This window comes from Micromonospora sp. NPDC005252 (assembly GCF_042872475.1).
Classification (GTDB): Bacteria; Actinomycetota; Actinomycetes; order Mycobacteriales; family Micromonosporaceae; genus Micromonospora.
In genome coordinates, this window is sequence record NZ_JBIAKN010000002.1 from 255,568 (window position 1) to 268,242 (window position 12,675).

The following is a 12,675-nucleotide window of genomic DNA, read 5'->3' on the forward strand; positions in this document are numbered from 1 at the left end:
GGTCGGCTCGGGGGGTGTCGACCGTCTGCCGTCGTCGGCCGGCCCGGGGGGTGCCGGCCGGCGGCGGGGGAGCGGGTGCGGGCCGGGCTCGCTGCGCCGGTCGGCGGTGACGGGACGGGCCGCCGGCCGGCCCAGCGGCCACGCGGGGGTACGGGCCACCGCACGGTGGTGGGGGGCCGGACCGGCCGCGGTGTGCTCGGTCGTCAACGGGGCGCCGGCCGGGGGTGTCGGTCGGCTCGTACGGGGTACGCCCGCGCCATGACCGTCCTGGCCCGGCGCCGGCCCGCCGCCCGACCCCGCCCCGCGCGGCCCGGTCCGCTCCGGCCGGGCGGCCCGGTACCACGACCCGCCGCCCGTCCCGGCGCGCGATGACCGCCGCTTTGGCCCGGTTTCCGTTCCGTTTCGACTCGGCGTTCCGTCCACCGTTGGCGCTGCTGGGCGTCCGACCGGCGACGGCCTGGGTCGCCGTCACCGACCAGGACCTCCTGATCCGGTACGGGCCGTGGCGGCTGCGCACCGGCCGGGACAACGTGCTCGGCGCCGAGGTGGGCGGCCCGTACCGCTGGTGGCGGGTGATCGGCCCGCACCTGTCGTTGGTCGACGGCGGCGTGAGCTTCGGCAGCAGCACGGCGGGCGGGGTCTGCCTGCGCTTCGGCGTACCGGTGCCGGCTCTGGCGCCCGGCGGCTGGCCCCGGCATCCGGCGGCCACGGTCACCGTTGCCGACCCGCCGGCCCTCGCTCGGCTGCTCGCCGGATGAGGACCTGCCCTGAGCAGGCCATCCGCATACCCGGTTCCGCCGGTCGGACCGCCGGGCACCACCTACCGTCGGATCAGGACCTGCGAGGGTGGGACGGGCGATGGCTGACGAGCACCGGGCGAGACCGCGACGCTGGAACGGACGACGCCATACGCCGACGGGACCGGACCCGGCCCTGCGCGCCGCCCGCGACCCGGCCCGCCCGCACTCCGGCGGCCGGCGGGGTGTCGTGGTGCCCGAGCGGGTCGACAGCCCGGCCCGGTCGGCGCCGCCGGCCAGCCCGCTGCGCCGGTGGCTCTTCCAGCACCAGGTGCAGCCGCCCGGCCCGGAGGCCGAAGAGGGGCAGAGCCGCCGGCACCCCTGGTGGCAGGTGATGTGCCTGACCGGCGTGGACTACTTCTCCACCCTGTCCTACCTGCCGGGCATCGCGGCGGTGGCCGCTGGTGCGCTGTCCCCGCTGGCGACCATGCTGATCGTCGCGCTGACGCTGTTCGGCATGCTGCCCATGTACCGCCGGGTGGCCCAGGAGAGCCCGCACGGGCAGGGCTCGGTCGCGATGCTGGAACGGCTGCTGCCGTTCTGGCGGGGCAAGATCTTCGTGCTCGTGCTGCTCGGGTTCGTGGCCACCTCGTGGATCATCACGATCACCCTGTCCTCGGCCGACGCCACCGTGCACCTGCTGGAGAACCCGTACCTGCCGGACGCCCTGCACGGCCCGGCGGTGCCGGTGCTGGTCACCATGGCGCTGCTGCTCGTCCTCGGCGGCGTGTTCCTGCTCGGCTTCCGCGAGGCCGTCGTGGTGGCCATCCCGCTGGTGGCGGTCTTCCTCGTCCTCAACGCGGTGATCGTGGTGGTCGCGGTGACCCGGATCGTCGAGGACCCCGCCATCGTGTCGGACTGGACCACCGCGCTGACCGCGGGCGGCGGGGCGGGCCACGTCCTGATCACGGCCGTGCTGGCGTTCCCGCTGCTGGTGCTGGGGCTGTCCGGCTTCGAGACCGGCGTCAGCATGATGCCGCTGGTGTCGGCCGACGGCCCGGACCCGGCGGCCCGGCTGGCCGCCCGGATCCGCAACACCCGCCGGCTGCTCACCACCGCCGCGCTGATCATGTCGGTGTACCTGATCTCGACGACCTTCGTGACCACCGCGCTCATTCCCGCCGCCGAGTTCCGCCCGGGCGGCCCCGCGAACGGTCGGGCGCTGGCCTTCCTGGCGCACACCTATCTCGGCGAGGGTTTCGGCACCGTCTACGACGTGAGCAGCGTGCTCATCCTCTGGTTCGCCGGCGCTTCGGCCATGGCCGGCCTGATCAACATCGTGCCCCGCTACCTGCCCTCGTACGGCATGGCCCCGGAATGGGCACGCGCGGTACGTCCGGTGGTGATCGTCTACACCGTGGTCAGCGTCGCCATCACGATCGCCTTCCGGGCCGACGTCAACGCCCAGGCCGGGGCGTACGCCACCGGCATCCTGGCGATGATGGTCTCCGGCGCGGTGGCGGTGACCATCTCCGCGGTCCGGCACCGCCAGCGCGCCGCCGGCATCGGGTTCACGGTGCTGACCCTGGTGCTGCTGTACGCGCTGTTGGAGAACGTCGTCGAGCAACCGGACGGGATCACCATCTCGGCGCTGTTCATCCTGGGCATCATCGTGGTGTCGCTGATCTCCCGCGTCACCCGGACGACGGAGCTGCGCGCCGAGCGGATCGAGTTCGACGAGCCGGCCCGCCGGTTCGTCGCCGATTCGCTGGCTCATGACGGGCAGTTGCACCTCATCGCCAACAAGCGGCAGAGCGGCTCGGCGAAGGAGTACACGATCAAGGAGCGGGCGCAGCGGAGCATCAACCCGGTGCCCGGGGCCGCCGACGTGCTGTTCCTGGAGATCGACGTGGTGGATCCGTCGGGGTTCAGCCAGGTGCTGCGGGTGCACGGCGTCGAGGTGGCCGGCTTCCGGGTGCTGCGGGCCAGCAGCCCGGCCGCGCCGAACGCGATCGCCGCGATCCTGCTGGCGCTGCGCGACGCCACCGGGGTACGCCCGCACGCGCACTTCGAGTGGTCGGAGGGCAGCCCGATCGCGCATCTGCTGCGCTACCTGATCCTCGGCCAGGGGGACACCCCGCCGGTGGTACGGGAGATCATTCGCCGTATCGAGCCCGACCCGCTGCGTCGGCCCGGCATCCACGTCGGCGGGTGAGCGCGCACCGTCTGGTGCCGTTGAAGATGAATGGCAGCACTGTTCACGTTCACACCTTCCTGTCGTATTGCGGCCTTAAGGTGACCCTTGGTGGAGGGCGCGCAGCCGGCCGGCGAGGTCGTCGGCGAAGACGTTCCCGCCCACGCCTCCGAACCAGCCTCCTAGGACGCGCTGCGCGGTGTGACGGTGCCCGTCCGCGCTGCGCGGTGTGACGGTGCCCGCCCCGGGGCGGGCACCGTGCCCCTCAACCCCGGGCGGCAAACGGCCCGCGCCCTGGACGGGCGCGGGCCGGTGGACCGTGTTCGTCCTACTTGGACGGCTCGGGCAGCTTGCAGTCGACCTTGGGGTTGGCCCCGATGTAGTTCAGCGGTCCGGCCACGATCGTGACCAGGATCGTGCCGGCCTCGGCGCAGTTGGTGTCGTCGCCGCTGTAGTAGCCCCGCTGGCCGCCGGCGATGGCGCCGATCACCAGCCAGATCACGACGATGACTCCGAGTATCGAGGTGCCGCGCATCGCTGCCTCCTGAAGGAATGTGGTGGATCTGAGGTGCAGGCGTTGTACCCAATCGGGTCGCGCGGCTAACGGTGGGCGTCCGGCCCCTACGCCGGATCCTCCGTCCGGCCGATGCCGTCCGCCGTCGGTACCGCGTCGGCATCGGCCACCCGCATCGCGTCCCGACGGTCGGCTATCGGATCGCCGACCGACCCGGCCGCGGTACGAGCGACCGGACGTAGAACTGCCTCACGGCCCCGCCGAGGAGGACCCATGAACGCGCCGACCCCATTTCTGTCCATCGACCGCCCCGAGGACGTCGCGGTCGCGGCCCGCGCGCTCGCCGGCGGCGCGGTCGTCGCGGTGGCGTTCGCCAACTTCTACGCGATCGTCACCCGGCCGGACGCGACCACCGTCCGCCGGGTCAACCTGGCCAAGGGCCGCCCGGTCCACCAGGTCGGCAGCATCACCACCGCCATCGGACGGATCCCGGGAATGTTCGACTGGTCCCGGATCTCGCCCCGGCTGCCGATCGGCCGGGTGCGGGCGCTGATGGACGCCCTCTACGGCGCCGGGCCGTTCGGATTCCGGGGCCCCGCCGCCGACCGGCTGCCCGAACACCTCACCCAGCTCGACCACGGCCTGCGTACCACCCAGGTCATCGCTCCCGGTCTGACCTGTCCGTCCAACACGTTCTTCGAGCGGGCGCTCGCCGAGACTGGCACCGATCACCTCTACATCACGTCGGCGAACCGGTCCCGACACCACACCGGGATGGTCGAGGAGCCGGCGCACTGGAAGGCCGGCGCGCTCGCCGCCGACTTCGCCCACCTCGACGACCTGGTGGTGCTCGCCCACCCGGACGAGGCGGCCGCCCGCGCCGCCTACCCCGGCTACCTCACCACCTCGGTGACCCTGCTCTCCTTCCACGCGCCGGAGTGCGAGCTGGAGGAGCCGCCGGTACTGACCGTGGACCGGCACGGTTCGCTGCACCTGGACGACGTACGCCGGGCCGCCGCTCCGCTGGGCCTTCAGGTGCGCCTCGGCAGCACCGCCGGGCGACGGTTGCAGGTCCGGGGGTACGCGGAATTGCTGGTGTGAGCCACCACCGGATCGGCCTGCCGGTGCTGGCCGGTGCGGGGAGTCAGTGCGGCGGGGCGGGGGACTCCGGCGGTTTGCCGCGACTGCGGCGATAGTCGGCGTACGCGACGCCGGCCAACACCAGCAGGGCGCCGAGGGAGGCGCACAGCGGCGGCAGGTACATCGCCGCCGGCGCGATCGTCAGCAGCGCCAGGAGGCCGCCGGCCCTCGACGGCGACACCCGGCTGAACACCTCGTACTCGAATGAGGACCGGCCGACCAGGAACAGCGCCGGGCCGCCGAGGATCACCGCCACCCAGGCCGGCGGCGTACGGCCGGGGTCGTCGTGCAGCACCAGGTCGAACCCGGAGGCCGTGACCACCACTCCGGAGATCATCAGCAGGTGGGTGTACGGCGCGGTGAACAGGAACTTGCCCGGCGCCCCGGACATCTTGATCGCCGTCGGCAGCAGCTGGCCGGACTTGTGGACGTAGATCCGCCAGAGCAGCAGGGTGGTCGCGAACGCCACGGCGAACGACGCGATGTTCTGCGCCGCGGAGTGGGCCAGGTTGAACATGGTGCCGATCGTCAGGATGGCGTCGCCGAGGGCGATGATGAAGAACTGCTGGTACCGCTCGGAGAGGTGCTCGGCCGTGACGTTGCGCTGCGGCTCCGGCACCACCCCCAACCCGGGCACCGGGTACGCGAGCCGGAAGCCGCCGTAGTCGATGGCGAGCGCGATGGCCCAGCACGCCAGCCGGGCGTCGCCGCTGACGAACCCGCCGATGATCCAGGGGATCGCCGACACGGCGAACCAGACGAAGATGCGCACGGCCCTGCGCTGGGTCTGCGGTTCCCGGCGCACGGCCGGCACCAGGAACAGCCCGCGCCCGAGGTGGATGGCCACGTACGTGGCGGCGAAGACGATTCCCCGTGCGCCGAACGCCTCCGGGATCGCGGTGGTCATCAACAGGGCGCCGAACATCACGGCGCTGATCAGCAGCTTGATCTCGGTGCGGTCCGGGTCGTACAGGTCGGTGACGAGGGTGGTGATCGCCCACGTCCACCAGACGGCGGCCAGCAGGATCAACGACTGACCGGCCCGATGCCAGTCGAGCTGGTCGACCATGCCCCGCGAGATGAGGGCGAGCGCGACCACGTACACCAGGTCGAAGAAGAGTTCGAGCAGCGTCACCCGGCGGGGGGCATCCGGGTCGCGCACCGGCGGTCGGCTCTTGCGGTGCCCGGGCTCCGGCGCGGAGAGGTGCACGATTGCTCCTGCGGTGCCGGTGGACGCGGCGAGCCATCCGGCCCACCTCGACCGACGCTAGCCAGCGGTCGGACGCGCCACTCCGGATTCGTCTGGTCGTCCCCCGACCGGGGAGGCGGTTGATCGACTCGGCTTTCCTGAGGCCGGGGTGTCCGGGCGGGTGGATGGCCCGGTTTTCGGGACATCGGGTCGATCACGGCCCTGGCTCTCGGCCCCCGACTGCTCCGCCACAACGACGGAACCCCCGGGCCGACCGTCGGGAAGACGGGCGCCCGGGGGTTCGCTGTCGGCTCTCAGCCCTGGCTGCCACCCGGCAACACCGCGGTCGCCTGGTCACCGGCACCGGCCAGCACCCGCGCCTGCTGGGGCCAGGTGGCCAACGCGGGTGCCGCACGTAGACCGGCGGTCCGGATCAGGTCGCGCAGCGCCGGCTCGTCCAGCTCGCCGAGCTGGCGGTAGGTGCGTACGCCGGCCGCCTGCAACGCGGCCGCCATCTTCGGCCCGACCCCCTGGATCCGGCGGAAGTCGTCCGCCGGGCCCGTCGGTTCGGTGTCCGCCTGCGTCGGCGTGGTCTCGGCCATCCGGACCGGCGGGGCGGCCCGCACCGGCTCGGCGTCCTCGACGTCCGCCGAGGTCGCGCCCGCCGCAACCGCCGGCGTCGCCTCGGCCGGGGTGACCTCGGCGTCCGTGGTCTCGGCCTGCGTGACCTCGGCCTCGGTGGTCTCGGCCGGGCTGGTCTGCGCCGGGCTGGTCTCGGCCGGGATGGCCTCGGCCTCGGTGGTCTCGGCCGGGTTGGTCTCCGCCTGCGCGATCTCCGCCGGGGTTGCCTCGGCGTGGGACGCCTCGGACGGCAGGGTGTCGATGCTGTCGTCCATCGGCTGCCGCGGGGCGATCACCGTCGCCGGGGCGGGCTGCTCGTCGACCGCGACCGGCTCCGGTTCCGCCGCGACCGCGGGCGGTTCGTCGACCGCGTCGGTCCGCTCGGTGGCGGGGACGGGCGGCGGGGCGTCGGTGAGGGCGATGTCGCCCGTGTCGACGGCGTCCGGGGCGGAGTCGTCCCGCGTGGTCACCGCAGCCGGTGCGCTGACCGTGTCCGCCGGGGTCGGCTCCTCGGTGACCGCGGCCGGGGGGGCGTCCACGGCCGCCGCCGGGGAGGCCTCGTCGGTGGCGGCCGGCGGCACCGGAGCGTCGATCACGGCCAGGCCGGCGACGGGGTCACCGTCCACGATCGACTGACCCTGCCCGCTGGCCCGCGTGTCCTGCCGGCCGCGCAGCAACCATCCGGCGGCCAGGCCCAGCAACAACGCCAGTACCACTATCAGCGAGTGTCCGATAGACCACTCCACGGCGAACCTCCCTCTCATTTCATCGAAAAAGTCACGAGAAAAACTCGCCGCAGCTTTGCACACGTGCTTTGCCGATGACAGAGAGGACCGGTCGTCGGCACGATGGTCGGGACGGTCACCTCGGGTGGTGCCTGACGGGTGACGCAGCGTCGCAGCCACGGCAGGACGGAACCGGCGGGCCCCGTGCACCGTTCGACGGCGTTCCGCGCGACGACCAGGGCCGGGCCCCGGGGTGACCGCCGCACACGCAGCGACCCGGGTCGGCGCCGTGTCGCCGTGCCCGGGTCGGTGGTGCCGCGCTCAGTCCTCGTCGCCCTCGTAGGTGTGGAAGTCGTCGACGAAGCGGCACCGCAGCGGGGGCACCCGACTGGTCACTCCGAAGTAGCCGCGCGCGCCGAGCAACGCGAGTTGGCCCACCACGCCGAAGATCAGCGAGATGCCCTTGCGGACCCGCTCGGGTACGAGGTCGCGGGTCTGCGCGGTCAGCGGAATGCGGGTGGCGATGTTGATGGTGCCGGCGTCGCGGGTGACCGCGTGTGGCAGGTACTGGTGGCGTACCGCCGAGTGTGTGCCATCCGCCGCCACCAGCAGGTCGCCGATGGCGCTGGTCCCGTCGGCGAAGTACGCGGTGACCGTGCCGTCGTCGTGCTGCTCGTACCGGACGAAGGTCTTGTCGAAACGCACCACGTCGCCCAGGTCGGTCAGCAACACCTGGCGCAGCACCATCCGGGCCACCGAGTGTTCGGTGCGCACCGGGTCGACGGCCGGCCGCAACTCGAACGAGGCGGTCTGGCGCAGCCGTTGGGTGACGACGTTGAAGTAGCTCGGCGGCCGGGCGCAGGTGGCCAGGAACGTGGCGACAGCTTCGGCGGCAGGCACTCGCGCAGCGCCCGGCTGCCGGTGGGGCCGATGCCCACCCGGTAACCGAGCAGCCCTTCGGCGCTGTGGTGGTGCCGTTCGTAGACGGCGACGCTGATCCCGGCGCGACGCAGCCCGTGCGCGAGGCGCAGCCCGCCGGTGCCGGTGCCGGCGCCGATGATCAGGACGTGCGGCGGGGCGGTGGACATGTCAGCCGGCCGGGTGGGGCGCCGCCACGTCGGCCGCGTCCCAGCGGTAGAAGCAGTCGGCGATGGCGTCCTGGGGGGAGCGCCAGGTCGACAGGTACGGCGAGGTGTGGGCGGCGAGTCGCTCGTTGACCTGCTGGAAGAGCGGGTGGTTGCGGGCGGCGGCGAGGGCGCCCGGGTCGACGTCCGAGGTCTCGATGAGGTGCACGAACACGTCGTGCAGGCAGTACAGGGACCGGTGCGTGACGCCGGTCAGACCGGGCAGTTCGGTGGCGTCGGACTCGGCGAAGATCTGGGCGACCCGCTCCTCCGCGCCCGGGATGATCCGGTTGACGATCAGTAGACGACTCATGTGAACCCTTCCGCCGGTGGCCGATCCCGGCCCGTGGGCCGGTGGTCACGTGCTCGTTGCGCCCACCGTGCCGCAGGGTGTGTCACGTCACCGTCACGTGCGTCACCCGGCCGATGACGGCCGGGCGGCGGGCTCCCGGCCGACGGCCGCCGGGCGGGTGGCCGCCCGGATCGGGGCGAGCGTGTCGTCGAGCAGGGCGCTCATCGCCGGGCTGGGCTCCAGGCGTAGCTCCCGGCGCAACAGGTCACGGTAGACGTAGAAGGCGTGCACGGCCTCGAAGGCGTTGCCCTCGGCGAGATGGATGCGCACCACCAGCCGGTGTGGCGTCTCGCGCAGCGGCTCGGCGGCCATCGCCTCCAACGCGGCATCCAGCGCCTCGCCGTGCCGCCCCGCCGCGAGGTGCTGCGCGGCCACCTGCTCCAGCATGTGCAGGCGCAGTTGTCGCAGCCGTTCCCGGTCCAGCAGCACCCAGTCGTCGTACCAGCCGGGCAGCAGGTCGTGCCGGCCGGCGGCGAGCGCCCCGGCGGTGGTCCGCGGGTCGTCACCGTTGCGGACGCGCGCGGCCGTCTGCACGAGGTCGTCCACGTCGACCCGTACCGCCGGTGCCAGTCGGACCGTGTCGCCGGCCACGACCATCGGGCAGCACGGGTCCTGCCGCAGCCGCCACAGCGCGGTACGCAGCGACGACAGCGCCCGGTCCTCCGACACGTCGGGCCAGAGCAGCCCGGCCAGCTGGCTGCGGGTCGCGCCGGGACGCAGCCCGATCAGCGCGATCACCCGTTGCAGACCGCGCGGCACCACGATGTGCGCGGTGGCGCGCAGGAGCCGGAAACCGCCGAGCAGGTGCAGTGCGAGGTCGGCCTCTTCGGGACCTGCGGCGGTCGGCACGGACGGCTCAGCGGCCACGGCGGCACCCCCTGCGGAACGCTCGTCCCGACTGTCTGCTGTGTCCCGGATCGGCTGCCGCCTCGCCGCAGTCGACCCCGTCGACGGATTGCGACCACGGCTGTGAATGCGCGGCATCGCCCGCCGGAGCCGCCGGGTTGACCACCGTGAAGATTATCAATAGTGGTCACGGTGAGTCAACGCCGATGTTGGCCTTCCCTCAGCCGTGCTCAACCGTGAGATCCGTTCTGAACTGCTAGAACATCGATCTCTCGGGTCGGGGCCGCACACATGGGACGCATAGCTCATACACAGGTTGCGTCAACGCAGCGTCACCGTGCAGCGCTGCCAGTCGGTCCGCCGCGGTGACGCCGCCGTGACGACGACTGCCGCATCGTGGCGGCAGTCGTCCAGCACGTCCGGAGGTTCACCGGCCGGCCCGGACGCCGTTGGGGGGAGGCCCAGCCATGGACCGATCGCTGATCGTCGCGAAGGTCGTACCGACCGCCGAGGAACAGGTCGCCGACATCTTCGCCGAGTCGGACGCGACCGAGCTGCCGCGCCTGGTCGGCGTCCGGCACCGCTCGCTGTACCGACTGCACGACCTCTACGTGCACCTGCTCGACACCGAGCATCCGGCGCAGGAGGCGGTGGAGGCCGCCCGTGGTCACCCCGAGTTCGTCCGGGTCAGCGACCGCCTGCGGCCGTACGTCTCGCCGTACCTGCCGACCTGGCGCTCGCCGCGCGACGCGATGGCGCACTGCTTCTACCGGTTCGACGCCCCGGACGCCGGGGGGCGTTCGTGACCGCCCCCGCCGGGCACGCGGAGCAACTCTGGTCCCGCTGCGCCGGCTGTGCGAGCCTGCTCTACCGCAAGCGGCTGCGACGCAACCTGGACGTCTGCCCGGAGTGCGGTGAGCACACCCGGCTCGGCGCCCCGGAACGCCTGCGGCAGCTCGTGGACCCGGGGTCCCTGCGCCTCCTGCCCGACCGGCTGCCCGAGGCGGACCCGCTCGACTTCGTCGACGTGCTGCCGTACCCGCACCGGCTCAGCGCCGCGCGGGCCAGCACGGGCCTGGCCGAGGCGGTCCTCTGCGGGACCGCCACCATCGGCGGACAGCCGACCGCTCTGGCCGTGATGGACTTCCGCTTCCTCGGCGGCAGCCTCGGCTGCGCGGTGGGTGAGCTCATCACCCGAACCGCCGAGCGGGCGCTGGACGACCGCGTGCCGCTCATCCTGGTCACCGCGTCCGGTGGGGCACGGATGCAGGAGGGCGCCCTGTCGCTGATGCAGATGGCCACGGTCAGCCAGGCCATCGCCGCGCTGCGCGAGGCGGGTCTGCTCACCGTCAGTGTGCTCACCGACCCGACCTACGGAGGGGTGGCGGCGTCGTTCGCCACCAACACCGACCTGGTGCTCGCCGAGAGTGGCGCCCGGATGGGTTTCGCCGGACCACGGGTGATCCGCCAGGTCACCGGCCGGGCGCTGCCGGAGGGCTTCCAGACCGCCGACTTCCTGCTGCGCCACGGTCAGGTGGACATGGTGGTGCAGCGCCGGTCGCTGCGGGGTCGACTGGCGGCGTTGCTGGCCGCGGCCCGCGCCGGCCGTCCGGCGCGTGCGCCCGTACCCCGTCAGGAGCCGGCGCGACACCACGAGCGCCTGGCCGGCGCGGTCCCGACGGTCCCGCCGGCGGAGGCCGACGGCCACCGCCCGGTCGGGGAGCGGCCGGCCGACGACGGCCCGACACCTGCGGTACGCGACGCGTGGGACACCGTGCGCACGGCCCGTCACCCGGGTCGACCCACCACCCTGGACTATCTCGACTCGGTCTTCGACGGGTTCGTCGAGCTGCACGGCGACCGGCTCGGCGGGGACTGCCCCGCCATCGTCGGCGGTGTCGCCCGGCTGGCCGGTCGACACGTCATGGTTATCGGCCACCAGAAGGGGCACACCACCGCCGACCTGGTCGCCCGCAACTTCGGGATGGCCAGCCCCGCCGGGCACCGCAAGGCGCTGCGACTGATGCGTCTCGCCGCCCGCCTCGGCCTGCCGGTGGTCACTCTCGTCGACACCCCCGGCGCCGACCCGGGAATCAGCGCCGAGGAGCAGGGCCAGGCGGCAGCCATCGCGGAGAACATCCTCACCCTCACCGTGCTGCCCACCCCCGTCCTCGCGGTGATCACCGGTGAGGGCGGCAGCGGTGGCGCGCTGGCCCTCGCCGTCGCCGACCGGGTGCTGATGCTCCAACACGCCGTCTATTCGGTGATCAGCCCGGAGGGCTGCGCCGCCATCCTCTGGCCGGACCGCTCCGCCGCGCCGCAGGCCGCCCGCGCGCTCCGGCTGACCGCACCCGACCTGTATCGCCTCGGCGTCGTCGACGAGATCGTCCCCGAACCGGCGACGGCCGCCCACGACGACCCCGCGGAGACCGCCCGACGGCTGCGCGCCGCGCTGCTGGCGAACCTGCTGCCGCTGCTGGACGTGCCGCCCGCCATGCTGGTCCGCCTGCGGCGGCAGCGGTTCCGCCGGTTCGGCGCCCCGCGCGCCGGTGCCCGGGCGGGTGCCCGATGACCGCCGCGCCCACGGTATCCACCGTGGACGGTCCGAACGGCCGACCCGACGTGGACGGCCGAACCGACGCCGAGGGCCGCGCCGACGCCGAGAGCCCGAGCGCGGCGCAGAGCGGCCCCGAGCCGGCCGACGCCCGCGACGGTGTCCGCCCGGACGGACGTCAGCCGGCGGACGGGCACCCGAGGACCGACGCGGACGGCGAGGAGGTGCTGGTCGGGCTGCGTCGACAGGCGCAACACCTGCTCGCCGAAATCCCCGGTCCGGTGCGTCGGATCCGGTTGTGCAGCGGGACGACGGTGCTGGAGGTTCAGTGGCACCCGGACGTACCCCGGGCACTGCCGCCGGCCGGCGCCACACCGTCGGCGGGCGCGGGCGTGCCCGGCCCGCCGGGCGCGCTGATCCGGCCGCCGGTCCCCGGGCGCGCGGCGGTCCGGGCGCCGATCGTCGGCACGTTCTACCGCGCGCCGGAGCCCGGCGCGAGGCCGTTCGTCGCGGTGGGCGACCTGGTCAGCCCCGGGCAGCCGGTCGCGATCGTCGAGGCGATGAAGCTGATGAACGAGGTGACCGCCGACCGGGCCGGGCGGGTGGCCGCGATCCTCGTCGAGGACGGCCAGCCGGTGGAGTACGACCAGCCACTGGTCGAGCTGGATCCGGCCTGACG

The 12,675-nt window shown here is 73.4% G+C and carries 11 protein-coding genes and 1 pseudogene; 6 read left to right on the forward strand and 6 right to left on the reverse strand.

Annotation, left to right across the window (positions count from 1 at the left end; genetic code table 11):
- Positions 1 to 368: 368 nt before the first annotated feature.
- Together ACFYPH_RS06920 and ACFYPH_RS06925 are read left to right on the forward strand one after the other, a co-directional pair.
- Positions 369 to 758 carry a hypothetical protein gene (locus ACFYPH_RS06920; RefSeq protein WP_354863324.1) on the forward strand — a complete coding sequence of 130 codons (390 nt, stop codon included), beginning with the start codon at positions 369 to 371 and terminating at the stop codon, positions 756 to 758.
- A gap of 100 nt (positions 759 to 858) precedes the next feature.
- Positions 859 to 2,952, forward strand: a complete 2,094-nt coding sequence (locus tag ACFYPH_RS06925; RefSeq protein ID WP_355067759.1) for an amino acid transporter — start codon at positions 859 to 861, stop codon at positions 2,950 to 2,952.
- Between the two features lie 307 nt (positions 2,953 to 3,259).
- Here ACFYPH_RS06925 and ACFYPH_RS06930 read toward each other — a convergent pair whose 3' ends face one another.
- Positions 3,260 to 3,466 carry a hypothetical protein gene (locus ACFYPH_RS06930; protein ID WP_007460667.1) on the reverse strand — a complete coding sequence of 69 codons (207 nt, stop codon included), beginning with the start codon at positions 3,464 to 3,466 and terminating at the stop codon, positions 3,260 to 3,262.
- Between the two features lie 252 nt (positions 3,467 to 3,718).
- On the opposite strand from ACFYPH_RS06930, the gene ACFYPH_RS06935 reads away from it, so the two are divergent.
- Complete coding sequence (locus tag ACFYPH_RS06935) at positions 3,719 to 4,546, forward strand: hypothetical protein (protein ID WP_387179810.1); 828 nt, start codon at positions 3,719 to 3,721, stop codon at positions 4,544 to 4,546.
- A 43-nt stretch (positions 4,547 to 4,589) separates the two neighbouring features.
- Here ACFYPH_RS06935 and ACFYPH_RS06940 read toward each other — a convergent pair whose 3' ends face one another.
- The 5 genes and pseudogenes from ACFYPH_RS06940 to ACFYPH_RS06960 form a co-directional block, all read right to left on the reverse strand.
- Positions 4,590 to 5,795 carry a low temperature requirement protein A gene (locus tag ACFYPH_RS06940; RefSeq protein WP_387179813.1) on the reverse strand — a complete coding sequence of 402 codons (1,206 nt, stop codon included), beginning with the start codon at positions 5,793 to 5,795 and terminating at the stop codon, positions 4,590 to 4,592.
- Positions 5,796 to 6,088: 293 nt separating this feature from the next.
- On the reverse strand, positions 6,089 to 7,141 hold the full coding sequence (locus tag ACFYPH_RS06945) for a hypothetical protein (RefSeq protein WP_387179815.1): 1,053 nt from the start codon (positions 7,139 to 7,141) through the stop codon (positions 6,089 to 6,091).
- Positions 7,142 to 7,537: 396 nt separating this feature from the next.
- Positions 7,538 to 8,208 (reverse strand): annotated as a pseudogene (locus ACFYPH_RS06950) (FAD-dependent oxidoreductase); the annotation flags it as partial.
- Between the two features lies 1 nt (position 8,209).
- Entirely contained in the window at positions 8,210 to 8,557 is a 348-nt protein-coding gene (locus ACFYPH_RS06955) for a TcmI family type II polyketide cyclase (protein ID WP_354862794.1), read from the reverse strand.
- A 102-nt stretch (positions 8,558 to 8,659) separates the two neighbouring features.
- On the reverse strand, positions 8,660 to 9,463 hold the full coding sequence (locus ACFYPH_RS06960) for a BTAD domain-containing putative transcriptional regulator (RefSeq protein WP_387179818.1): 804 nt from the start codon (positions 9,461 to 9,463) through the stop codon (positions 8,660 to 8,662).
- A 446-nt stretch (positions 9,464 to 9,909) separates the two neighbouring features.
- Between ACFYPH_RS06960 and ACFYPH_RS06965 the strand changes: the two genes are divergently transcribed.
- From ACFYPH_RS06965 to ACFYPH_RS06975, 3 genes are read left to right on the forward strand one after another with little or no spacing between them, the layout of a single operon-like run.
- The gene (locus tag ACFYPH_RS06965) at positions 9,910 to 10,248 is read left to right on the forward strand and encodes a TcmI family type II polyketide cyclase (RefSeq protein ID WP_354862797.1); all 339 of its coding nucleotides are present in this window, start codon (positions 9,910 to 9,912) and stop codon (positions 10,246 to 10,248) included.
- Positions 10,245 to 12,014 carry an acetyl-CoA carboxylase carboxyltransferase subunit alpha gene (locus tag ACFYPH_RS06970; RefSeq protein WP_387179821.1) on the forward strand — a complete coding sequence of 590 codons (1,770 nt, stop codon included), beginning with the start codon at positions 10,245 to 10,247 and terminating at the stop codon, positions 12,012 to 12,014. The genes ACFYPH_RS06965 and ACFYPH_RS06970 overlap by 4 nt, the downstream gene beginning before the upstream one ends.
- Positions 12,011 to 12,673, forward strand: coding sequence for an acetyl-CoA carboxylase biotin carboxyl carrier protein (locus ACFYPH_RS06975; RefSeq protein WP_387179824.1), 663 nt, complete (start codon positions 12,011 to 12,013; stop codon positions 12,671 to 12,673). The genes ACFYPH_RS06970 and ACFYPH_RS06975 overlap by 4 nt, the downstream gene beginning before the upstream one ends.
- Positions 12,674 to 12,675: the final 2 nt, after the last annotated feature.

Excerpts from the sequence above, each read along its gene's own strand:
- ACFYPH_RS06935 (WP_387179810.1), top strand. The coding sequence starts at position 3,719 with ATGAACGCGCCGACCCCATTTCTGTCCATCGACCGCCCCGAGGACGTC.
- ACFYPH_RS06975 (WP_387179824.1), top strand. The coding sequence starts at position 12,011 with ATGACCGCCGCGCCCACGGTATCCACCGTGGACGGTCCGAACGGCCGA.
- ACFYPH_RS06920 (WP_354863324.1), top strand. The coding sequence starts at position 369 with ATGACCGCCGCTTTGGCCCGGTTTCCGTTCCGTTTCGACTCGGCGTTC.
- ACFYPH_RS06955 (WP_354862794.1), bottom strand. The coding sequence starts at position 8,557 with ATGAGTCGTCTACTGATCGTCAACCGGATCATCCCGGGCGCGGAGGAG.
- ACFYPH_RS06930 (WP_007460667.1), bottom strand. The coding sequence starts at position 3,466 with ATGCGCGGCACCTCGATACTCGGAGTCATCGTCGTGATCTGGCTGGTG.
- ACFYPH_RS06925 (WP_355067759.1), top strand. The coding sequence starts at position 859 with ATGGCTGACGAGCACCGGGCGAGACCGCGACGCTGGAACGGACGACGC.
- ACFYPH_RS06965 (WP_354862797.1), top strand. The coding sequence starts at position 9,910 with ATGGACCGATCGCTGATCGTCGCGAAGGTCGTACCGACCGCCGAGGAA.